This window comes from Flavobacterium aestuarii, assembly GCF_040049115.1.
Taxonomy (GTDB): Bacteria; Bacteroidota; Bacteroidia; order Flavobacteriales; family Flavobacteriaceae; genus Flavobacterium; species Flavobacterium aestuarii.
On record NZ_JBDLZZ010000021.1, the window covers coordinates 1 to 25,449 of the forward strand.

The following is a 25,449-nucleotide window of genomic DNA, read 5'->3' on the forward strand; positions in this document are numbered from 1 at the left end:
GAGTCATATATAATTCTTAGACTACAAATTTCTGATTTTATTTTGACATTCCTCCCCAGGTTTTGTTCTTGATCCTTAATTTTTTAAAATTGTTCTAAAAATTGAAATTCAATTACCATCCTTGAGTAAGACCATTTTTCAATACTTCTTCGTATTTGTCTTTGTCAAAACGGTATAAATTTGGTGCCTTATGGGCTACATTGCTCTTTTTTTCTTCGAGTTTGGTCAATATACCTATGGCTGTAATTTTTCGAAGAAAATTTCGGCGGTCAAGTCTTCTGCCTAGAATAGTTTCGTATAATTTTTGAAGTTCGGGTATAGTGAACTTCTCCGGAAGCAGATTATAGCCTACAGGCATCAAATTCAGTTCGGTTCTTAAAGTTTCTAATGCTTTATCCAGAATAGCCCGGTGATCAAGAATCAATTCGGGAACTTCATGATGATCCACCCACTCTACCGTTTCGCTTGGATTATCAACCTGCGGAATTGCTTTTGAAAAATTGACCAAGGCATAATATCCTATAGTTACAAACCGGCTCGTATACCATTTTTCTTCGGCTGGAGAGATTCCAAAATGAGCTAAAGCCTCATTACTGAAATGACCTTGATTTCTATTTACTGATCCGAATGCTGCAAATTGTCTTAAAAAAATACCTTTTAGCCCAGTCCTTCCCTGCAGAATGCTAACCGCAGCCGCATCAATATCCTCATCGATAGAAACAAAACCTCCTGGTAAAGACCAGCTTTCATTATAGCCCGTTTTGATTAACAATACCTTAAGCTGATTGTCATCAAAACCAAAAATCACACAATCAATAGATAATCCAGGCTGATATTCTTCAGTGTTTTTCAGATGTTTTTTTAACATGGCTCCGTAAGTGTTTGCAGCGATATGCATTATTGGAGTGCAATTTAACACATTTTGTTTTAGAAAATAAACTAAATCATCTATACAGCTGGATTGCATCAAAACAGTAAATGCTGGCTATTTTTTTTGAAAATCTTTCAATTCATATCAAACAAAACGACCGAAAATATTGACAAATTACCATAAATATGACCTGAAATCATTTTTTTTTCATAAAAATACTTTTTATATAAAAATAAAATGTACATTGCGTCATATTAACACAAAGCATTTCATTAAAAACCAATCACTTATAATCATGAAAAAGATATTTCTGTTTAGCATTGGGTTATTTATTTCAGCATCAGCAGCTGCCCAAACAATAAATTATAGAGAAAAAGCTAAGCAATTAGTTTCGCAGATGACACTGGAAGAAAAAGCCTCCTTATGTTCAGGAGAAACTGCATGGTCAACACAAGCTATAGAAAGACTTGGTATTCCATCAATTTTCATGACTGATGGTCCACATGGCTTACGCAAAGCCATTGGTTTTGATTTTACAAATAGTGTTCCGGCAACTTGTTTTCCTACGGCCTCTGCTTTGGCATCATCGTGGAATCCAGCTTTGGCCAAAAAAATGGGCGAAGCATTGGCTATCGAATCACAGGCTAATGACGTTCAAATATTATTAGGTCCAGGTGTTAATATGAAACGATCCCCATTGGGAGGACGTAATTTTGAATATTTTTCTGAAGATCCAATATTAGCTGGCAAAATTGCGGCTGCATTTATAAATGGTGTACAAAGTCAAGGCGTTGGAACATCAATGAAACATTTTGCAGCCAACAATCAAGAAACTGAGAGAATGTCTAATAGTTCCAATGTAGATGAGCGCACTTTAAATGAAATTTACTTTCCTGCTTTTGAAATAGCTGTTAAAGAAGCACAGCCTTGGACAGTAATGTGTTCCTATAACAAGCTGAATGGTATATACGCTTCGGAAAATAAATATCTTTTGAATGATGTCTTAAAAGAAAAATGGGGATTCAAGGGATTTGTTGTTTCCGACTGGGGCGCCGTTAACGAAAGACCACTTGGTATTGATGCTGGTTTAAATCTTGAGATGCCTGCCAGTGGCGGTTTTAACAACAAAAAAATCGTCGAAGCTGTAAAAAAAGGAACTTTATCCGAAGCGAGATTAGACGAAATTGTAATCGAAACACTTGCTGTAACACTCAAAGCTAAAGACAGCCACAAGAAAAATGTTTCAGTAGATAAACCAAAACACAATGCATTAGCAAGAGAAGTTAGTGGCGAATGTATTGTTTTACTAAAAAATGACAATAATATTCTGCCTCTTTCAGCTTCAATCAAAAAAATTGCAGTTATCGGCGCATTTGGAAAAACACCGCGTTATCAAGGCGCCGGAAGTTCCCAAGTCCATCCTACTCAGATCGAAAATGCCTTTGACGAATTACAAAAACTTTCAAAAGGGGTTTCATTAACTTTTGCCCCAGGATACGCCTCAGATGGCTCAACCAATGAAGCCATGATCAGCGAGGCAATACAAAATGCAAAAAATGCTGAAACGGTTATAATTTTTGCTGGTTTGCCGGATATTTATGAGTCCGAAGGTTATGACAGGCAAAATATGGATATGCCAGATGGTCACAATAAATTGATCGAAGCTGTTGCTAAAGCCAATAAAAATGCAATCGTTGTTTTAATGAATGGTTCTGCTGTCAGTATGCCTTGGAAAAAAGAAGTTTCTGCAATTGTTGAAGCCTATCTGGGTGGTCAAGCTGGTGGCGGTGCCATAGCTGATGTCCTGACTGGCAAAGTAAATCCTTCAGGGAAATTATCTGAAACATTTCCGATGCGTTTGGAAGATACTCCTGCTGCAACAGATTTCCCTTCGAAAGATGGAAATGCAAATTATGGGGAAGGAATATTTATTGGATACCGCTATTATGACAAAAGAAAAATCGAGCCAAATTTTCCTTTCGGTTATGGCTTGAGTTATACAGCTTTCAGTTACTCGGACATTAGTTCCAATACCGCTTCCGCAAAAGATACTGATGATATTATTATTTCATTAAAAGTTAAAAACACAGGCAAAATAGCTGGCAAAGAGGTTGTACAATTATATGTTCATGAACAGGATACACAAATATCCCGCCCAGAAAACGAGCTGAAGCATTTTGAAAAAATAACTCTAAATGCAGGAGAAGAAAAAACAGTAACCTTTCACTTAACTTCCAGGGATTTTGCTTATTACAGTACAATTTCTCATGATTGGGCTGTAAAATCGGGGAAATTTGATATCCGTGCAGGGTCTTCATCAAGAGATCTGCCTTTGCAGCAAACCATCAATATTCAATCTACCAAAACACCAAAAATTGTCTTTACCCGCAATTCTTTGTTCAAAGAATTTAAAAACACTACTAACAGCTCTGATATATACGAAGAGCTTTCACAAAGTTTCACTGCCGGAAATAAAAAAGCTGTAACTGATGAAGAGAAAAAAGCAGAAGCCTTTTTGCAGGCAATGTTAGCAGATATGCCAATTAGTAAATTCATATTGCTTTCAGGTGGAAAGTTTACTGAAGAAAATCTGCAGGCTATTTTAAATAAGGCAAATGCCAACTAAAATATATGCTCCTATAATTAATTAGTAATTTTATAGTTGTAATGCTGAGGCTGTTTTATTCTAAGCAGCCTCTTTTTTAAAAAAATATTGTCTGTTTTAAACAAATATACCATTGGCTAAAAAAGTCTTTTATAATACCACATATCTCCCCTATTTCTTATAAAGAAAAAATAAAAGGCTTTTTGCAAAAAACCAATGGTAACTTATATAAAAAAGCGATACAATTCTTTCGAATAGTATCGCTTTTTTAGCCTTACAATAATCGTTAGCAACTGTAAAAACCTTCTAATTAGATAATTTACTATTAGTTTTCTTAGTATTCAGAAGAAAAACTGCTTTTGCAAATTCTTTTCCCAAATCAATATATCCATCGCTTTTATAATGATATCTGTCGGAGTATTTATAACTGCTTGTAGTTCGCACAATGGCAGCATTGGGTTCGGTTGCAGCAAATTTTTCTTGACCGTATTGCACTAATTCACCAAATCGCCAAACCTTTCCATCGCTATCATCACCAGAGTCGGAGATTTTTCCTATTACAATTGGCAATTCATTATTTCTAAAAGCAGCCCGCATAAGTTCCATCAATCTTTTTAAATTAAAATAATACTGATTGGCAACTTGTTCTGTTTTGTCTGAATCACTTTCTCCCTGCATCCAGATAATACCACTGGGAATCAAGACATCCTCCACTCCATCGTCATTTATATCCTTTGCAGCCATTGCGACACTAACCGTTTTCAAAAAAAAATCGTATTGATTTTTTCCTTTAAAATCTGGCTCCCAAGCACCAAAATAGGCCGTACCGCTACTATCAATTGAAGATCCATTTCTGGCATATTTTATAAGAGCCAGTTTTTGATTTGGATATAATTCCTGCAGCTTTTTGGCAAACGAAAGCTCAACTCCAAATCGGTCTGAAAGTGTATTGCTGTTTCCATCCGAGGCAAATCCGGTTCCGTGACCCGGCTGCAGCACATCCCATTTGCCTAAGCCACCTGTTTTGTCGTTATCACCAACAGGATTTCCTTGGTATATAAAAACACTTTTATTCTTTTTGTTTAAAGAATCTGGAAGCTCTTTTACATATCCATATCCTTGCATATTGGACTGGCCTCCCAAATAAAATACCCGAATGGTATCTTTTTTTGCTTGTGCAAAAAGTAAAAAGGGTGTTAAAATAAATACTAAAATATATTTCATCTTTTTACTTTACCAATTCAAAACTGTCCCTAAGCCTTATATCAGCTGAAGATGAGCCAATCATCAAATCAAAATCCCCAGGTTCAGCAACAAATTCCAATGCATTGTTGTAAAACGATAGTTTTTGGCTGTCAATTACAAACTGGATTGTTTTGGTCTCGCCACGATTCAATGTTATTTTCTGAAAGTCTTTCAGTTCACTGATTGGACGCACTACAGAGCCAACTTTATCCCGCAGATACAGCTGAACCACTTCCTCACCTAGAACACTGCCCGTGTTTTTTATGTTTACCGAAACGGTGATGGATTCATTGCTTTTCATTGTTTTTTTGGACAATTTCAAATCCGAATACTCAAAAGCAGTGTAACTCAGCCCGTAACCGAATGGAAACTTAGGACTGTTTTTTAAATCAATATAGGCCGATACATAATTGGTAGAAGTTTCATTTGCAGCAGGTCTTCCTGTATTGAAATGATTGTAATAAATTGGAATCTGTCCTTCGGTTCTTGGGAACGTCATTGGTAATTTTCCAGATGGATTATAATCTCCAAAAAGTACATCCGCAATAGCATTTCCAGCTTCTGATCCCAGCCACCAAGTGTAAACGATAGTTGGCATATTATCGGCAACCCAATCAAAAATAAGCGGTCTTCCTGCATTTATCAAAATAACAATCGGCTTTCCTGTTTTTTGAAGTTCTTTGATCAGCTCTACTTGAACTCCTGGCAATTGCAGATTGCTCTTGCTTTTGGCTTCACCGCTTTTATTGAAATTTTCTCCTATACTCAAAATAATTACCTCAGCTTGACTGGCAACATTCAAGGCATCTGCAAAACCTTCCTTGCTTTTGTCTTCAACACCACAGCCTTTGGCATATAAAATTTTAGTTCTCTTGCCAACTTTATTTACAAGACCTTCCCATTGAGATACAATATAAGTAGAGTCAACATCTTTTACATCTACTGCCCAGAATCCATGATTATCTCTTTTTGATTTTACCATTGGTCCAATAAAAGCAATTGTTTTCAGTCCTTTAGAAAGAGGCAGAACATCTCTTTCATTTTTTAACAGCACTATACTTTTAGCTGCTATTGTTCTCGCTGCTTTAGTATGTTCTGGATTATTTAATGCAGCCTGTTCTCTTTCCGGATTGCAGAATTTATAAGGATCATCAAACAATCCCAATTCAAACTTCTTGCGCAAAATCCGCTTAACAGCATCATCGATTAACGCAACTGGAACTTTATTTTCTTTAACCAATTGTTCCAGATTATAGCGATAGGCATTGCTTTCCATATCCATATCGCTTCCTGCTGTTATTGCAGAGAGCGCTGCTTCCTTATTGTCTTTTGCGTATCCGTGAGCTACCATTTCTCCTATCGAACCCCAATCGGAAACTACAAAACCTTGAAAATTCCATTTTCCTTTCAAGATATCTCTCAATAAATAGCTATTTCCTGTAGCAGGTATTCCGTTAAGGTCGTTAAATGAATTCATGAAAGTAGCCGCTCCCGCATCAAGTGCTGATTTATAAGGAGGCAGATAGGTTTCCCAAAGCATTCGGTTGCTCATGTCAACCGAATTATAGTCACGTCCGCCAACTGCTGCTCCATAAGCTGCAAAATGTTTTACACAGGCCATAACAGAATTCACATCGCCTAAATTACCCTGAAATCCTTTCACTCTCGCATATGCAATTTTAGATCCCAAATAAGTATCTTCACCTGCTCCTTCCATCACTCTCCCCCAGCGAGGATCACGGGAAATATCAGCCATGGGTGCAAATGTCCAATGAATTCCAGAGGCTGCAGCCTCTACTGCGGCAATCCTAGCCGATAGTTCCATTGCATCTAGATCCCAGCTGGCCGCTTCTGCCAACGGAATAGGAAAAGTAGTTTTGTAACCGTGAATTACATCCAAACCAAAAAGCAGAGGAATTTTTAATCGTGACTGCATAGCCAGATCCTGATATTGCCTTGTATACTTGGTTCCCATAATATTCAGCATCGAACCAATCAAACCTTTTTTTATCTCATTTTGTTTATTGGCATTAATGGTAATAGGTCCAGTCGCAGTATTGTCGCCAGTGTACTGGTTGAGCTGTCCTATTTTTTCTTCAAGAGTCATTTTCTTTAATAAGGTTTCGACTTTTTGGTCTACCGTTTCCTGTGAAAAGGCAAAAACCGAGGCGAATACGAACGCGAATGCTAATAATTTTTTCATTTTACTATTTTTATTTAAATGCAGGTATAAACCATATTTCGTTTTTTAAATCAATACCGCCCTTCATTTGTTCCTGGACAACTCTATCTACAACAAATATTCCTTTTTCGGCCATATTCTCAAAAGTGTCAATACCATTATTAGGAAACCCGATTCTTGTTCTATGAATATTAAATTGGTTAGAGAATTTACGGTTAAAGGCTTTTTCGACTCCTTCTTTTCCTATCATAAACCCCAGCAGACCTCCCCAGGTTGCTGTAGGATTATCGGAATCCCAGCCAGAAAGTGTTCCTATTTTAATAGTTTCGACTATATTGCCTTCTCCATAAAACAAGCTGATCAGGCTCGAAGCAAAATTAATACCCGCCGCAAAACAGCCATTGCAGTATTTATTTTGTGAAGTCATATTATAACCGTCGGCTTGATCTACCTGATATCTTTGATATACCTCATCTCTGGTTTTTTCCCAAGGTATATTTGACAGATAGCTGCTTTTTACGAAGTCATACATTTTGGCTGAATAAGAATCATCAGGAAGCTGTTTTCGGGAAACATCTGCCATCCAGAGTATCTTTTCTTTATTCGTCTTGCTTTCATCAACAGCCGAAGCTAATGCATACATAGAAACATAAAATTCCGAAATCCATTGAGAATTAAATCTAGCAGTAGTCTGAATGGGAAGTTTGGCCATTTTTAACGCAATGTCTGGTCTTGCAGGGGCAAAAAGACCAAAAATCTCTGTTGTCAATTGCGCGTCTATCATTTCAAATTCCGGATTGTTTTTTGGATCTCCTGTTGCTGGGGGAATCCTTCCATCATTCATCAAATCGAAAGCTCTCTGATTAGAAACCCACAAAAAATTTTCTTCTTCTTTTTTGATATGTTTAAGCCAGCCTGAACGAATCTGCTCACCTGTTAATATAGATTGCTTATTTGTGTACAGCAGTTCCTGATAGATGTATTCTATGTCTGTGTCATCATCTGAGCCCCAGGCAGTACCCGGTTCTGCAAAAACAAAATCAATAGAAGCAGATAAATTACTAGGAACTCCTTGTCCCCAAATACTTGGCTGATCTGGTTTTCCCCAATCGTCACGTGTATAAAATGCTCCGGTTTTTAGTTCTCCTATGGAGCCGATTTTGTCCATTTCGGTCACAAGGCCAGTCCAATTTGCAATACATTCACCTAGCCAAAAACCATAAAGTTTTTCCTTATACTTGCTTCTAGAAATTATTTTGTCCGCAGCTTTAGGCTTATATGCGAGATTACTATCCTTATCTGTTAATTTTAAATTAGAATCGTTTTGGCTTAATGCGATATAGCAAAAGAAAAACAGCTTCAAAACAATAAAACAATTTGGTTTCAGATTTTTCATATAGCCATTACTATTCCGTTAAAATTAAAAAAATTTAACGGAATAGATTAAAAAAATGCGGGCAAATAATTATTTTTTAAATTCTAAAAAGTTAAGGTTAAAGTTTCCACCTTCAAAATGAACACGAATTTTATTTATGCCCTGCTTAAGATTAATATTTTTTAAAGTAACTGTTTTCCAAGCTGTAAATCCTCCAGAAACTGGCAGTTCAATTGTTTCAGATATTTTTACATTGTCCTGCTCCAGATAGAGTTTACCGCCCGCTTTTTCGTTAGAATATCGAACATCAACATCAAAACTGCCTTCTTTTTTTACTGCAACAGTAAATTGCAGCCATTCTTTATCTTCAATAAAAGAAACACTGAAGCCATTAGTTTTTTTATCTGTACAGGCTTCAATATCTACACCATCGTTTCGCATCTTGCCGCCTTTGTTCCATTGGGTAAATTTTGTCCCATCATAATTAGCAACGTCATTATCCGAATAAGCATATCCATTTTGGCCTAAATCAAATTCGGTTGCGAATACAGTTCCTGGCAGAGAGTGATTTTTATATTTTTTGGTATCATTTGTCTGCACTTGTCTGAACATAGCATCAACCACATCACGCCTAAGAGTCAAATGCTCCATTTTATAATTCTCGGCAGCTTGGAGCAATACTTTTTTAGAAAAAGCTGCACTTGGTTTTGTACCTCCGTTTTTCCAATACTCCAATAGCTGGTCATAACCTGCAGGCTTAGTAACCGAAGTAACTCCTGCTAAATTTTCAATTTTCTTCATTGGCCAAAAAGCCCAGCCAATGTTATTAGCCTCCATTAATGAAATAGCTTCTTCAAACCATACATTCGAATTTTCTCCGCTTTCGCCTAACCAGATTGGTACATTATATTGCGTTCTATAATTTAACATCGTCTGTATAGAAGCTGTATCATTTGTATTCCAGTATTTGTGAAAGCTCAGCGCCATATTCTCATCCCAAAGCGGAAATATCCCATTGTAATTATTGCCCCAGCAATTTCCTTCAATAATAATTAAATGATTTTTGTCAACAGCTCTTATTGCGTCTGTTATTCTGACTTGCAGCGATCTCAAAGGGGCGTTAGAAGTTTCATCACAGCCGTTTTGATTGGTTCCCGTGAAATTCCAGTTTGGCTCATTGATAATATCGTAGCCTCCTATCCAAGGATTGTCTTTATAGCGCTGGGCTAGTTTTTCCCAAAGTGCTACCATTTTATCCTGATTTGCAGCACTCTCCCAAAGTGATGGTTTTGAATCATCATAGTCGGATATTGCAGCATCTTTCCCTTGTCCTCCAGGAGTTGCATGCAAGTCTAGAATTAAATATATTTTGTTGGCAGCACACCAATTCAATAAATCATCTGTCATCTTGAAACCTTCTTCCAGCCAAGTTATTTTACCATCTTTTTCCAGTTCAATAGCTGGCGTGTATAGATTGTAATGCATTGGCAAACGGATGGAATTAAACCCCCAGGCAGCCAATGAGTCAATGTCTCTCTTTGTAATTCCGTTGGCTTTATATGCTTTGTAAAATTCTTCAGTATCTTTTGCGCCAATTAAATCGGTAATTTTCTGCTTGATTTTGTATTGAGGACCTGCAAAAGCACCTGTCTGGATCATGTAGCCTTCCTGTACCATCCAGCCTCCAAGTCCTAAACCGCGCAAAACAATATTTTTATTGTTACCGTCTACAATATTCTGACCGTCTCTGTGCAGAAAGCCTTGTGAGAAAGAGCTGAAAACTGAAATAAGGAGAATAATGAGTAATAAAAGTTTTTTTTTCATATTTAATTTTTCTTAATAATCATTCCCGATTTAACTTCAATGCTATTGTTTAAACGCAAAATATAAACTCCATCAGGCAAATTATTTGCATCAACTGAATTTGTTGTATCATTTGAATCTATTGTTGTGATTGAATATTGTTTTCCTGCAAGATCAAAGATTTGTGCTGTGTATTTGGTAAACCCTTCTGGAACACTAAAACTCAATTTATCAGAAACAGGATTCGGATAAACCGTAAAGTCCCTAACAATTAATTGAGTATCTGCAATAGCTGCTTTTGTAACAGCTGAAGATTTTGCCGTTAATTCCATACAACTAAATGATTCCCACCCTGATACAGTTTCTCTATTACAAGTCATACCTGAAGATGAACCTCCTTCTGAACTAACAAATTTTCCATTAAAGCCTTTTAGAGCAATTTGCCCTCCTATATTGACCCACTCAAAAGCTTCCCATCCATTTACAGCAGTGCTGCTAGATGTAATAGGCGAAATACCATTTTGCGAATTAAAATATTTACCATTATTGTCTTTTAGTGCAATTTTGTTATCACCTGCATTAACTACAGTAAATTTCTCCCAGCCTTGTGCAGAATCTCTATTTGCTGTTACCACTCCTACACTGTTATTTGAAGAAACGTATTTAGTGTTCTGAAGCGAAATGATTTTACCTACAGGAGCCAAGGGCCTAAGCCTATCTTGTAATTCAGTAACCAAATTACAACTGCTTAATAATACTTTGCTGCAAATTTCATTAGTAGCCGTTACCGCATCAGCTACGCTCGGCTTAGCACCTCCCCATTTAATATAATTAGTAATAGCATCCCATTTTGGAGTACCTGGGTAGGTATAAATAGATCGATTTGTGTATTCTCTTTTCCAAGCCCAAAATGCCCAGCCAACGTTGGCAGCGTCATAGTCTATTCTGGCATCACGGATCCAATCCAAAGTATTTTCTCCAAACTCACCAGTCCATATAGGAATATTATATGTTGCACCCTGTCCTTTTATTAAATTCAAATCAGGGTTTGGGTCTGCTTGACCTTGAGGACCGTAGTAATGGTTTTCAAAAACCAGATTAGGATCCCATCGTTCCAGCATATCATAAAAATCCCATGAATAATAATTACCCTGTGCAAAAATAAGGTGATTCGAATCTTTTTCTCTGATTCTTTGAGTCATTCGTTTATAAGAAGCCATCAAAAGAGGTTTCTTTGCTTGTTCATCTAACTCTGGTTCATTGAGCAGATCATAGCCCGCAATCCACTCGTTACCTGAATAATTTTGATAATGTTCAGCTATAGCTCTCCAAATAGTTGATGCGATCTCTACATTATTCCAATCATTCCAAAAATTAGGTATTCTGCCATCTGGATTGTCACAAGTGTAACCTGTACTTTGGTAACCTGGAGCAGTATGTAAGCAGAGTACCACGTGGATATTATTATTTTTCGCCCATGTAACTGCCTTGTCAAGCCAAAAAAATCCATCATTTTTGACCGTTCCAGTAGCTGAATTCCAAAAAATATTGTAAGGAAAGGGTATTCTAATAACATTATACCCTAGTGCTTTTGCTTGAGCAAAATCTGCATTTGTAATATATGAATTTCTCCAATTATTTTCAAAGTTCACTAGTTTTGCTTCGTCATTTCCTAATAACTCTTTAAAGATTCCTCTTATCTGTGTTGGAGATTTTTCACGGCGAATATCTTTACCTGGTTCAATATTCATCATATATCCTTCCCAAACAAGCCAGTTTCCAAAATTTACCCCTCTCAGTGTAATTGGGTTTCCATCTTTTAATATTTTTGCCCCGGTGTTTGAAACTGTAAGTCTTTGAGCATGTAACTGTGCTGAGACGAATAACAGGATCATATAATAAATGATTTGCTTACATGTTGGTTTGTGGTTTTTCATGTTTTTTGGTTTAGGTTGTTAATAACAGGTTAATAAAGTTATTATGCAAAAAATTGAATACTATAAAAGATCAGATACACTTATCCATTACGTAAAGTAACTTCATAAGCATGTCCTATTACAATAATAATAACAGCTGTTTTTTAAGTAAATACAATCGCATATTATACAGCAGTTGCTACAACTTATATTACTATTACTTAGATTTAATACACCAATGTTTGTATTGCATTAGGCAGTATTGTAGTTTCAGCAACCTGATTCCCAATACATAAATTATAAGTGACTGCTGTATCGCTTTGATTCATTACAACGGTTATCATTTTTCCATCTTTATTCAAAAATGAAGTGCTCAGCAGACTGCTTCTGCTTACTGCAGAACTTACTCTTTTGGCTTCAGGACGGATAAATTTAGAAAAATGTCCTATATAATAATAAGATGGTGTATAAATTAATTCTCCTGTTTTAGTATCGGCATGGATGGGTGCAAAACAAAAGTTTCCTACATGATTAGGGCCTCCTTTTTCGTCCAAAAGTATATTCCAGTCTGTCCAGCCCACAGTTCCGTTATTAAAATCATGTATCATCGATGATCCATAACGTTCACCATTGTCCCAGAACTGGTATTTATCAGCATCAAATTTCTCGATACATCCTTCGGTAAACATTAAGTTTTTATCAGGAAACGCTTCATGAACTTTTGCTACATTTTCAAACATCTGCTTACCGCCTGCCCATGTTTCATACCAATGGAATCCCATTCCCCAAGCATACTTTGAAGCTTCGGGATCATTAAAAATGATATTGGCCCGCTGCAGCATCAAATCACGATTATGATCCCAGACAATTATTTTTTTGTTTCCAAGTCCTTCTTTTTTCATAGTTGGGCCAAGATAATTTTTCAGAAAATCTCTTTCAGCTTCGGCTGTAAACACACAAGATTCCCAAGTTTGCACCGCCATAGGCTCATTCTGCACACTAATTCCCCATATAGGCATACCTTCTTTCTCATAAGCTTTTACAAATTTTGTGTAATACATCGCCCATGGCTGAAAAAACTCAGGCAGCAATGTGCCTCCTTTTAGCATACTATTATTACTTTTCATAAAAGGAGGAGGACTCCAGGGACTTGCATAAAGGATTATTTTTCCACCTGCTGTTTCTGTTGCTTTCTTAATCAGTGGTATTTTAAATTCTCTGTCATGCTCGATAGAAAAACTTTTTAACTCAGTATCGCCTTCTTTTATATAAGTATAACTACCAGAAGCAAAATCCGAACTATGGATTGTGGTCCGCAATAACGAATAACCAATTCCATTTTCGGCATTATAATATGCGTTTAGGAATTCCTGCTGTTTTTCTTTAGATAATTTTGCAAAGACCTCAGCACTTGCATCAGTTACTGCTCCGCCAATTCCCAGCAGGGACTGATAGGTTTTATCTGGGTTTACAAAAACACAAATCTGTGTTTCTACAGGCTGTTTCAGTTCTGAAAATTTAAGATTATCAGTTTTTGACAATCTCAAATTAGTGCTTTCGGCTGTGGTATATACTGTAACTGTTTTTTCTTTTGCAGAAAAAGAATTTGCAGCTGCTTTATTTTTCGGCTGTGCAAGCACAAAAAAAGACACCAGTACAAATACCGCTGTAGTTATTTTTTTCATAATCAATAAGATGATAATTGTTTTATTTTTGATATGCTATTACCAAATATAGGTTCCTACCGCTCCCCCTTCTAGTGAAGTAGTAATCCATTTTCCATTATATTTAATATTAAAAAGCTCTGTAGTACTGCCATCATTAACAACCAACAGCACTTTTTTTCCTGCTGGAGTCTTGAAAGCTACATTTTGCAGATTACCAACAATCGCACTCGAAATCCTCACAGAGCCTGCTGGCACAAATTTGGAAGCATGAGCTGCAATATAATATCCAACATTGCGGCTGATTGATTCGGTGCTGTTTATTGTTATTGCTCCTTTGCAAGTGTTACATCCACCATCTGTATGAGGCCCAAAAGAACCATCATTGGCAAGATTCCACTGCAGAGCAGTTTTACTCCAGTTGCGCATTGATCCAATGATTACATTTTTGACCTGCCACTTTAAATCGCCATCAAAAGCACCTGTGGATGAAGTATATTGCTCTGTAAAATAAACGTCTTTATTCGGGAATGCCTCGTGAACGGTTGAAAGTGCGCTGATGTCGCCTCCATACAAATGGAAAGCTGAACCTGTTACAAAAGGGTAAGCTGCTGCATCTTTTAAAATCGTAATTGGATATTGGGGGTTATCGCAATTATGATCATAAGAGATAATCTTAGTAGCAATATCAGCTGCTTTAAATGCAGGGCCTAAATTATTCTTTATAAAATCGGCCTGCTGCAAAGCAGTCATAAGCATACTAGGATTGTTACCCCCGTGTAAAGGCTCGTTTTGTGGAGTAATGGCATCGATTGCAATGCCTTCTGCTTTCATTTTCTGAATGAATTTTACAAAATATTGTGCATATACCTCATAATATTTGGGTTGTAAGCTTCCTCCCTTAAAACTGTCATTATCCTTCATCCAAACAGGAGCAGACCAAGGAGTTGCCATTATTTTAATAGCAGGATTAATTGCCAGAATTTCTTTTAATAGAGGAATCAAGTCTGTCATATCAGGAGCCAGGCTGAAGTTAGCCAAATTAAGATCTGTCTGGCCAGCTGGCATGTCATCGTATGTAAAGGGAGCGGCATTCAAATCGGAAGCACCAATGCTGATCCTTAAGTAGCTCAACCCTATTGAATTTTCACCAGAACCAAATAATTCCTTTAATAAGTCTTTCTTTTTTTGAGCAACCAATTGATTGATAACATGTGCACTGCCTCCAGTTAGTGTAAATCCAAAACCATCAACAGATTGATATTTTTGGGTATCGTTAATTTCAATGTTTGAATAGATATTTACTTTATTTCCAAAAGCCAAAACGTTTGTCTGCTTTTTCAAAAGTGCAGACTGGTTTCCTGTAGTAAGCCAAAAATCAACCTCGTTTTTTACAACAGGTGTTGGTGTTGGTGTTGAAGAATCTCCGCCTTCATTAGATGATGAACAGCTGACGTGTATGGCAGAAAATGCTATAAGAAAAAACAGTTTGCCTAATTGATGTATTTTTTTCATTATTATTTAAAATTGATTGTTACAGAAAATATTGAAACGGTTTAATTGGTATTTAGCCAGAGCATGCCAAGGTAAATCTTCACTAGAGCTTCTGTCTCAATAAAAAAAACAGAAGCTGCCAATGAAGGAAATAACTACCAAACTTAACTTAACCAAAGCTTTTTTTAATTGTACACCCTTATGTAATCCACTTCAAGAGTTGAAGATGTAAAATTTGGATCTACAGGGCCTCCCCAAACTCCTCCCATTGCAAGATTCACAATCAGGTAAAAGTTTTTGTTGAAAGGGAATTTATCTGAATTTATAAAAGTGTAATATAATTTATCATCTACATAAAACTTGATATAACCGGCTCTCCAATCTGCTGTGTAAATATGAAATTCGGTATTGTCATTAGGCACATTTATAGTTCCTGTATCTGGAGTAGCTCCTGAACGTCCAGGAGAATGCAGTGATGAATGATTGACATTCATCTCTTTACCAACAGACTCTAGAATATCAATTTCGCCACATGCTGGCCAGCCAGCAGTTCCTATATTACTGCCCAGCATCCATACTGCAGGCCATGTTCCTACACCGGTAGGCAGTTTTGCTCTAATTACAACTTTGCCATAAGTAAAATCAAATTTTCCATTGGACTCTAATCTTCCAGAAGTAAAGTCACCTTTTCCATATTGTTCCCTAATGGCTTTTATTTTCAGAACACCGCCTTGCACAATTGTATTTTCGGGGCGATTGGTATAGGATTGCAGTTCATTATTTACATGTCCAGGATCCCAAATCTGGAAAGTCCATTTTGTTGGATCAGGTGCACCATCTGTATTAAACTCATCTGCCCAAATTAACTTGGACTCTACCAAAACGGTAATAGAGAGTGACGTACTAACAAATTTACCGGCATTGTAAGCAGACACATATAGCACATAAGTATTAGTACCCGATGCAGTATATGTATAAGAAAAGCTTCCATTTGTTACTTCCTTTGTTTCTCCATTTCCGAGAGTAATTTTATATGATGTAGCATTTGCTGCAGATAATTTAAAATTAACTACACCGCTTCCGTCGCCATTTGGATTTTGGACATTAGCTCCAACAATAGCTGCTGTAACTTTTAGATCTTTTGGTGCCTGGCTTTCAACCACTGATTCGTCAGAGTTCGAACTACTGCAGGAAATTAAAAGAAGGCAGTTCAGTGCCATTATCAAAGTAATTCTAGAAAGATATTTTTTCATTTTTTTATTGTTTGCTAAAAACATTTTATTTAAAAAATGGCCCATAATCAATAGAGAATGGGCCATTCTACCAACTCAAACTTAAACTAACTTTATTATTTATTCATAAAAAACATTTACAAAGACGGTCTCATTTCAATATTTTGAATCTTGATTCCAGCCTTCATATCTTCACCGCCTCCTCTTATTACTAGATAAGCCGTTCCAGTCTTGGTCGCGGTGAATATTCCTAAATTGTTTTCTGGCTTACATCCCACTACAGAAATCTTTCCAGAAAATTTTGCTGTAGCACAACCATCCCAAGTACTTAAGGCTCTTAATTTTCCGCCCTCAGAATAATCAGAACCGAGCACTGGTTCAGTATAACCGCAATACACTTCGAACCATGTATTACTGCATCCTGTAGTTGATGAGGTAACCATATCGATTACATATTTTTTTCCTGCTACTACATTAACTGCCTGGTAAATTCCATTACCAGCCCAACCGCTAGCAGTCAAAGTAGCTGAACCACTTGCAAAAGCAATGCTGGCACTTGAGGCTGGATGTGTAATTGTCCATTTAGACCAATCATTGGCATCAACTAATTTTCCTCCTTTAAGAATATTTCCAGCCACTGGATCAGGTGTATTTACAACGATCTCTTGAGATGCAGTATTTATAATTCCTCCTCTGCCAATAGATGCATGTGTAATAGTATAAGTTCCAGCATCTGGAAGAAAAATGGTTTCAGTCATCTTGCCGAAATACATTCCTGCCCCATCTCCCAGATCCCATTTGGATCCTAATACATTCTTTGTTTGAGCTGTTAGTATAAATCTGTTCGCTGAACCTTCAACTGCAGTCACAGTAAAAGAAGGATCGACACTTGAATCTGATAATCCGTTATCGACCTCATCAGATTGACAGCTTCCTAACGAACTTAATGTTATAATAGACAGCATTAGATAAATGTATCTATTCAATACTATTTTTATATTCATAATATATGTTTTTTTAGTATTAATAATTTGGATTTTAACCTGATATAGCTCTAAAATTAATTATAGCCTGGGTTTTGTTTCAATTTAGTTCCTTGCAATTCTCGAGTTGGAATAGGGAAAATTTCATCAACACCTGCATTGAAGCCTCTATTAGCTAACACAGTAGCGGCATCTCCCCATCTTACTAAGTCGAAGAATCTAAGTCCTTCACCCGCAAATTCCATTCTTCTTTCATTTTTGATAGCCTGAAGCGTAACCGGAACTGAAGGCAGACCAACTCTTTCTCTAACGGCATCTAACAATGCTTGCGCTCTTGCTCCTGAACCTAATGCTTCTGCTTCCATCAAGTAAGTATCAGCTAGTCTAATAATATAAGTATTTTGCTTATAATTTAATTCAGCTGCACCTCCGCCTGTACGAACATCTGTTTTGCGAGGAAGAAATTTATTCAAGAAATAACCTGTATCTTGGTATCCTCCAATATAGTCCGCTTCACCGGCAGCTTTCAATGCCTTAATATCTAAAATTGTAGCTCCAAATCTTGGGTCGGATTTAATTGCATCATATAAATTTTGTGTTGCAACATTGAAACTCCATCCAGATGGCAGGTCAGGGGCCGATGAATTAGCAGATTTGGAGTAACTTCTAGGTCCTACCATTACATTCAGCGTATTTCCTTCGTCTCTTCCTGAACCCCAAAATCCCCAATCAGAATTTCCTGCACTTGTGTGAGATACTTCGATAAGTGATTCTGGGTTGAACTTATTTGCAACTACCCATAAATCATTAAAGTTTGTCAATAATTTGTTTCCGTATTGATTTGTTTCTCCTGGTGTACCATTTACTTGGGCCAAAACAGCTGCTGCTTCCGTTTTTTTACCTTCAAATAAATATACTTTCCCAAGCATAGCTTGAGCGGCCACTTTTGTAAGGCGTCCAGATTCTGTAGCTGCTGGAACTGATGCTGGCAAAGCAGGAATTGCTTCTATTAAATCTTTTTCAATTTGAGCATAGACTGCTTCAGGCGTTGTTTGTTCAACATCATACATAGTAGTTGCAGTCAAAGGCTCTAGCAATAATGGAATGTTTTTAAACATACGCACCAAATTGAAATAGTAAATCGCACGCAAAGTTTTTGATTCAGCAGCAAATCTAGATTTTAAAGCATCAGACATATCAACATCTGGTAATTTTACTAGTAACGTATTAGCTCTAAAGATCCCCTGATAATGGTCATTCCAAAAACTCCCTGGAATACTTATTGATGTGAGTGAATGGGTAGAGAAGTCTTGAATTCCTTGTCCGTCTGTAGATCCTCCGCCACCAGCATAAAAATCATCAGAACCTGCATTCATCATTGCAATCATATTTTCAAAACCTCCAGAATTTTTTCTAATAGGATCATAAACCCCCACAAGTGCAGCTGTTGCCTGAGTTTCATTTGAGTAATAATTCTCTGAAAGGAATACTCCTTTTGGTGTTAAATCTACAAACTCTTCAGAACAGGATCCTAAAGAAATAATTGTTATTGCTATAAGAAAGTATTTATATTTTATCGTTTTCATAATTCTTTAATTTTTAAAATTGTAGATTCGCTCCAAACATAAATGTTCTTGCTTGTGGATAAACTCCTTTGTCTATTCCAAATACACCTCCGCCAATTTCTGGATCATATCCAGTGTATTTTGTGATAGTAAACAAGTTCTCTCCTGTTACGTAAAAGCGAACTTTGCTGGCTCCAATTTGTGATATTACATTTGTTGGTAATGAATAACCAAACTGAACAACTTTCAAACGTAAATAATCCCCATTTTCCAAGTAGAAATCAGACATTTTGCCAAAGTTTCCGTTTGTGTCATTAGAAGTAAGCCTTGGATAATTATCTGAGGTTCCTTCTCCCGTCCAACGGCCCAAAGCCTCAGTTTGGTAATTAGCATTATTAACATCTAATCTGCGTAATCCCTGGAAAATTTTATTCCCTGCTGCACCTTGAGCAAATGCCATCAAATCAAAGTTTTTATAATCTAAGTTCAATGTAAATCCAAATGTATATTTTGGGATATTACTTCCTAAAAACTGTTTGTCATCGTCATTAATTGAACCATTACCATCAGTATCTACCCAACGGAAATCTCCAGGTCGGGCATTTGGTTGGATTAAACCACCTGCAGCATTTTTATAAGCTGCTATTTCAGCCTCATTTTGAAAAATTCCTGCTGTTTTTAGTCCATAAAATGAATTATATGACTGACCAACTTGTGTTCTTGTTACAGCCCCCATCGACTGGAAAGAAGCGTCTCCTTGTAGATAATTTGAATCACTAGCTACATAAGTAACTTCATTCTCAAGATAGGCAAAGTTGGCATTAGCAGAAAAATTAAAATCTCCAAATTGTTTCTTATACCCTAGTTCAACCTCTAATCCTCTATTTTCCATATCCGCAACGTTTCCAGCCGGATTTTCGGTAACTCCAACATAACCAGGTATAGTTATAGGGCGTAAAATACCAGTAGTTTTTTTATTGTACACATCTACAGTAAGGCTCAAAGTATTGAATAATGTTGATTCAAACCCTATATTTGCTTGAGAGGTTTCTTCCCAGCTCAAATCTGGGTTATCTAAAGTGAGGTTAGCATATCCTGTTTTTATTGAACCCGTATTCCCAAAAGAATAATTGTAACCACCGTTTACTAACGAAAGATATTTAAAATCAGGATTTCCAGGAAAAGCATCGTTACCAACTACTCCATATCCTCCTCTAATTTTTAAAGTATTAATTACATCATTTTCTTTCCAAAATTCTTCTTTTGAAACTACCCATCCTAAATTAAAAGAAGGAAAAACACCATATTTATGATTTGCACCGAAACGGGATGATCCATCACGGCGAATAATTCCAGTTACTAAATATTTTTCTTTAAAATCATAATTAACACGTGAAAACAAAGAAGTTAATTTATGTTCAGTAGAATCATAAGTCCAACTATCTCTATTTTCCTGTGATATATCAAAATTAAAAGAAGCGTCCTGATAACTAGTAATAGGCAAATCATATATTACAGAACCTGAACCACCTCCAATGTTACTTACATAAGCACCTTGACCTAATAACACTGTTAAATTGTGATCACCAAAAGAATTAGTATAAGTAGCTATATTTTCAACATTCCAATCGAAACTGCTGTTTTCACTTTGGCTATAATTGTTTTTAAGGTTACTTGAAGTGGCACTTAGATAGAAAACAGGGGTAAATCCCTGACTTCCCCAATAAGCCAATTTACCTCCAAATATTGTTCTGAATTTGAAATGTTTTGTTATAGCAGCTTCGAAATAAGCATTTCCAACTAAATCATCAGACCAGCCGTAACCGCCCAGTCTAGTTTGAGTATAAGCCAATGGATTGGTCATCTCTTGACCCACTAAAGTAGAAATTCCGTAAGGATTCCCGTTTGCATCTCTAACTACAGGATTCGTGCTGTATGGTGCTGAATTAGCCAAAACAGGATCTGTTTCAATAATCGGAGTTGTAGGGTCTAAATTAATTGCAGAACTTAATGGACCTCCAAATTCGCTATTAGTATTACCAATACCAACATTCTTTTGCCTTGTAAAACCAAAAGTCTGTCCGAAAGTGAATATTTTTGAGATTTTATGAGTCGAATTTAAACGGAAACTCTTTTTATCATAATTCGAGATTTCTGACAACACTATCCCATCTTGATTTTGAACGCCAAAAGAGGCATAAAAATTGGAAACATCACTTCCTCCACTAATACTCAATTCGTGAGAATAACGAAGGGCATTTTTATTAAAAATTGCATCTTGCCAATCAGTTCCGCTGCCTAATGCTGCCGGGTCTGAAAAGATTAATGCACCACCGCCTGCAACTGACTTTTCATTTAATAAAGTTGCATATTGAGTTGCATTAAGTAAATTTAAAGTTTTTGCAGGTGCCGAAGAACCGGCAAATCCATTATAATTAACTGTAATTTTACCAGATTTACCTTTTTTAGTTGTTACTAAGATTACACCTGTTGCAGCACGGGTACCATAAATGGCAGCTGAGGCCGCATCTTTAAGAACCTCCATAGACTCAATATCCGATTGATTAAGATACCCAATACCACCAGAATTTACAACTACGCCATCAACAACCCAAAGTGGATCATTTCCTCCTTCACCAAAAGTAGTTATACCTCTAATACGTACAGTAGATGCAGAACCTGGCTGACCAGAACTTGCAGCAATTGTAACACCTGCTGCTCTACCTTGTAATGCTTGCTCAATACGTCCATTCGGAATTTTTTCCAGTTCTTTAGCTCGTACACTAGAGATCGCCCCTGTAACAACACTTTTCTTTTGTGTTCCATATCCAACTACCACAACCTCATTTAAGTCCTGTGTGGCAGGATACAATTTCACATTTACTGAATTTTGTCCATTAATGGCAGTATCCACAGTTTTATAGCCAACAAAACTGATGATTAAATTACCATTTTTTGGTGCATTAATTTGAAACTTACCATCAAAATCACTGCCGACCGATGTTGAAGTTCCTTTTAATAATATAGTTGCCCCTGGAATTGGCAACCCCGTCTCGTCTGTCACTTTTCCGCTTATGGATACATCCTGTGCATGCGCATAAGCTGAAAATAAGATCGATAAAATACAAAAAACAAATGCTTTTAATAATTTCATTTTTCTGATTATTTTGGTTAATTAATTAGTTATTTGATGCAATAGTATATCTAAAATTTCTAATTCAAGAATTAAGAATCACTACAAAATCACATCAAAAACGTTGTAGTAGTATTACAAAATATTATCAAAATAAAATCAAAACAATGATTATCAATATTTTAAAACAATAAAAACATTACTTAAAAAAATATTAATTAAAAAAAATCATTACAATTGGCAATATTTAAATACTTTAGCTGAAATTCAACAAAAAAGAACTATTTAAAAGACTGTAATAGCACCTTTTAAGAAATTCACAACTTTTATCAAATCAAAAAAAACATGAAACTAACTAGACATATTCTGCTGATTGTTTTACTTTGCTTGCCTCAAATATTTTTAGGACAAGTAAAAAAAATTGGTCTTCCGCAAATCAAGAATTATAGCAGAACCGATTATAAAGCAGGAACTCAAAATTGGAATATTGATCAGGATAAAAATGGAAATCTGTATTTTGGGAATAATGATGGACTGCTGCAGTTTGATGGCGCCACATGGAGCAAATATAAAGCCAAGAATTCGGATGCCATTAAGTGCTTAAAAGTAGATCAATCTGGAAAAATATATGTAGGCTGTTACAATGAGTTTGGCTATTTCAAAGCCAATTCGAAAGGGAAACTGGAATACTTTTCCATTTCCAGCTTATTGGATAAAAAAACGCTGAGCATAATTGATTTTATATGGAAGATACATCTTTATAAAGATGAAGTTATTTTTCAATCATTCGATCATATCTATATATATAAGAACAATAAAATAAAAACTATAAATGCTCCAAAAAGGTTTCAATTTTCTTTCTTTTTCAATTCTAAACTATATATTCAAGATATTTCATCTGGCATTTTAGAATATAAAAATGGCAAACTCAATTACCTGAAAGGATTAAATACATTGAATAATTCGGAAATCTGGGGAATGATTGAACTAGAAAAGGATAAGATCTTAACTGCTACTTTAGACCGGGGACTTTTTATAATAGCAAACAATCAAACAGTTCCTTGGAACACTGAAGCCAACACATTTATAAAAAAGAATGGCTCACTAGGCTGTATCCTTTATAAAAATAAATATGTAGTCATTAACTCAGTCCTTGATGGCATAATAGTATGCGACTTAAAAGGAAATATTTTACAGCACATTGACCGCAGTAAAGGGCTTCAAAACAATACTGTCCTTACTTCTTTTATTGATAATAGTAATAATCTATGGCTAGGACTGGATAATGGGATTGCGTATATTAACGAAAACTCCTTTCTTACCTATTTTGGATTTAGCTATAATTTAGGGACAGTTTACTCATCTGTTGTTCATAAAAACAATCTCTATGTGGCAACCAATCAAGGTGTTTTTTATCACCCTTGGAATACCGATTTTAAAGAAGGTTCCTTTAAGCTCATTGAAGGAACTACTACCCAGGCATGGAATGTTCAAATAATAAATGGAGAATTGATATGCGCCAGCAACAAGGGAGCTTTGCTCATAGAGAATGGCAAAATCATCAAAAATCTGGATTCAAAAGGATATTATGGTTTTAAATCAATACCCAATCACCCCAATTTTTTTATAGGTGTCAATTATAATGGTTTTTCTGTTTTTGAAAAAACCAGCTCAGGAATAAAATTCAGGAATAAAATTGAAGGCATCGATAAATCCTCAAACTCTTTTGAAATTGACAATGACTATTTATGGCTGAAAAAAGATCAATATACCTATCAAATTGATTTAGACGATGATTTACGCAAAACTGAAACTGTTAAAATATTTACTCAATATTCTAAAGAAAATCCAGGCACAGGAAGTCTTCAGCGGATGAATAACAAAGTTTTTTTTCAATCAAATAATATTTTTTATACATATTCTGCAAAGCAAGACAAGTTTATAAAGGATGCCGCAATTACCAATTTATTCAAATCAATTCCAAAAATTACAAGACTGACAGAAGATACTAATGGAAATATATGGTACACCTTCAAGGAATCAATGGGAGCATTAATAAAAACAGGAAATAATAAATACAAAGATGTTATCGTCCCATTTTCGAACTTGACAGGAAAATTAGTTGCCAATTATATGTCTATAAACACTATTGATTCCAAAAACACATTTATAGGCTTAACTGACGGACTGGCACACTATGATGCTACTATCGAAAATAAATCTATACTTAAGCCTATTGCTAATATCAGAAGCTTTGCTTTTCCTGGGGACACTATACTTTTAGGAAATAAACAAAACAGAAAAGAGGCCTACAAACTTCCTTATGCCTCGAATCAGGTAAAATTTACATTCTCTTCACCTTCTTATGAAAACCTTGAAAATATTGAGTTTTCCTATCAGCTGGAAGGTTTTGATGAAAATTGGAGCGCATGGTCAAGCAGTACTGTTAAAGAATATACCAATTTAAAAGAAGGCAATTACATAATGAAGGTAAGGGCTAGAAACAGCTTTAAAATCCAATCAGACGTAACTTCCACAGAATTCAGAATACTTCCCCCTTGGTACAGACATCCGTTGGCCTATTTATTTTATATGGCCCTGTTTGCTGGGCTTGTATACTATATCAGATTCAATATTAAAATGAAAATCAGGAAAAACAAATATGTCGAAACCTTAGAACAGCGGAGATTATATTTAGAAAAAGAAACTAAAATTAAACAGGAACAATACGAACTGGAAAAAGAAATTGAAAAACTGGAAAACGAAAAACTGCAAATAAAATTACTATCCAAAGACAAAGAACTGGTTAACAACACATTGCAGGTTGTCAAGAAAAATAAAATTTTAAATGGCATTATTCATAAACTAAAAGATATAAACACAAGCTCATTTGACGAGGCCACAAAAAATCAATTTACCAAACTCAACAGAAGCATTGTCAAGGAAGTCAATACAGACAAAAGCTGGAAGGATCTTGAAAAACACCTGAAAAATGTACACTTTGATTTTCTTAAAAAATTAAAGGAAAGACACCCCTCTATTACTCCAAGAGAAATGGATTTGGCTACTTATTTATTAATGAATATGTCTACCAAAGAAATTGCTGAATTCATGAATATATCAACAGGAGGAGTAGATTTGGCACGGTACCGATTAAGAAAAAAACTGGAATTAAACCAAAAGGAAAATCTGATTGGCTATTTTATGAGCATAAAATAAACAAAAAAGAGGCTGTTTCAAGTTCAGAAACAGCCTCTTAAATTAAAAGTATTCATTCTTAGTTCTATAGTAAAGAAACAACATTCGTAATTTGCAGTACTTCTCCCAGAGTTATGATTTTTCAAATCATCTAGTCAGATATTGCAGCATCTTTCTGTAATC

The 25,449-nt window shown here is 35.8% G+C and carries 14 protein-coding genes; 2 read left to right on the forward strand and 12 right to left on the reverse strand.

What is annotated here, in order from left to right; translation table 11 throughout:
- Nucleotides 1-112 precede the first annotated feature (112 nt).
- Nucleotides 113-898, reverse strand: a complete 786-nt coding sequence (locus tag ABEG11_RS17135) for an NUDIX hydrolase (RefSeq protein WP_348825406.1) — start codon at nucleotides 896-898, stop codon at nucleotides 113-115.
- A 268-nt stretch (nucleotides 899-1,166) separates the two neighbouring features.
- On the opposite strand from ABEG11_RS17135, the gene ABEG11_RS17140 reads away from it, so the two are divergent.
- Nucleotides 1,167-3,497 (forward strand): glycoside hydrolase family 3 C-terminal domain-containing protein, encoded by a 2,331-nt coding sequence (locus ABEG11_RS17140; RefSeq protein ID WP_348825407.1) that lies wholly within the window; start codon nucleotides 1,167-1,169, stop codon nucleotides 3,495-3,497.
- Nucleotides 3,498-3,782: 285 nt separating this feature from the next.
- Here the strand turns inward: ABEG11_RS17140 and ABEG11_RS17145 are convergent, their stop codons facing one another.
- The 11 genes from ABEG11_RS17145 to ABEG11_RS17195 all read right to left on the reverse strand — a co-directional run bounded on the left by ABEG11_RS17145 (nucleotide 3,783) and on the right by ABEG11_RS17195 (nucleotide 22,089).
- Nucleotides 3,783-4,700 (reverse strand): sialate O-acetylesterase, encoded by a 918-nt coding sequence (locus ABEG11_RS17145; protein ID WP_348825408.1) that lies wholly within the window; start codon nucleotides 4,698-4,700, stop codon nucleotides 3,783-3,785.
- A 4-nt stretch (nucleotides 4,701-4,704) separates the two neighbouring features.
- Nucleotides 4,705-6,924 carry a glycoside hydrolase family 3 N-terminal domain-containing protein gene (locus tag ABEG11_RS17150; RefSeq protein WP_348825409.1) on the reverse strand — a complete coding sequence of 740 codons (2,220 nt, stop codon included), beginning with the start codon at nucleotides 6,922-6,924 and terminating at the stop codon, nucleotides 4,705-4,707.
- 10 nt (nucleotides 6,925-6,934) lie between these two features.
- On the reverse strand, nucleotides 6,935-8,299 hold the full coding sequence (locus ABEG11_RS17155; protein ID WP_348825410.1) for an ADP-ribosylglycohydrolase family protein: 1,365 nt from the start codon (nucleotides 8,297-8,299) through the stop codon (nucleotides 6,935-6,937).
- Between the two features lie 69 nt (nucleotides 8,300-8,368).
- Entirely contained in the window at nucleotides 8,369-10,102 is a 1,734-nt protein-coding gene (locus ABEG11_RS17160; protein WP_348825411.1) for a cellulase family glycosylhydrolase, read from the reverse strand.
- Between the two features lie 2 nt (nucleotides 10,103-10,104).
- On the reverse strand, nucleotides 10,105-12,018 hold the full coding sequence (locus ABEG11_RS17165; protein WP_348825412.1) for a cellulase family glycosylhydrolase: 1,914 nt from the start codon (nucleotides 12,016-12,018) through the stop codon (nucleotides 10,105-10,107).
- A gap of 206 nt (nucleotides 12,019-12,224) precedes the next feature.
- A complete protein-coding gene (locus tag ABEG11_RS17170) occupies nucleotides 12,225-13,682 on the reverse strand; it encodes a glycoside hydrolase family 30 protein (protein WP_348825413.1) in 1,458 nt (485 codons plus the stop codon).
- 39 nt (nucleotides 13,683-13,721) lie between these two features.
- Complete coding sequence (locus ABEG11_RS17175) at nucleotides 13,722-15,176, reverse strand: glycoside hydrolase family 30 protein (protein ID WP_348825414.1); 1,455 nt, start codon at nucleotides 15,174-15,176, stop codon at nucleotides 13,722-13,724.
- 164 nt (nucleotides 15,177-15,340) lie between these two features.
- A complete protein-coding gene (locus ABEG11_RS17180; protein ID WP_348825415.1) occupies nucleotides 15,341-16,408 on the reverse strand; it encodes a glycoside hydrolase family 16 protein in 1,068 nt (355 codons plus the stop codon).
- Between the two features lie 116 nt (nucleotides 16,409-16,524).
- Entirely contained in the window at nucleotides 16,525-17,391 is an 867-nt protein-coding gene (locus ABEG11_RS17185) for a hypothetical protein (RefSeq protein ID WP_348825416.1), read from the reverse strand.
- A gap of 56 nt (nucleotides 17,392-17,447) precedes the next feature.
- Nucleotides 17,448-18,956 carry a RagB/SusD family nutrient uptake outer membrane protein gene (locus tag ABEG11_RS17190; protein WP_348825417.1) on the reverse strand — a complete coding sequence of 503 codons (1,509 nt, stop codon included), beginning with the start codon at nucleotides 18,954-18,956 and terminating at the stop codon, nucleotides 17,448-17,450.
- A 13-nt stretch (nucleotides 18,957-18,969) separates the two neighbouring features.
- Nucleotides 18,970-22,089: a SusC/RagA family TonB-linked outer membrane protein gene (locus ABEG11_RS17195; protein ID WP_348825418.1), complete on the reverse strand. Its 3,120-nt coding sequence runs from the start codon at nucleotides 22,087-22,089 to the stop codon at nucleotides 18,970-18,972.
- Between the two features lie 324 nt (nucleotides 22,090-22,413).
- On the opposite strand from ABEG11_RS17195, the gene ABEG11_RS17200 reads away from it, so the two are divergent.
- Nucleotides 22,414-25,287 (forward strand): helix-turn-helix and ligand-binding sensor domain-containing protein, encoded by a 2,874-nt coding sequence (locus ABEG11_RS17200; RefSeq protein WP_348825419.1) that lies wholly within the window; start codon nucleotides 22,414-22,416, stop codon nucleotides 25,285-25,287.
- Nucleotides 25,288-25,449 lie beyond the last annotated feature (162 nt).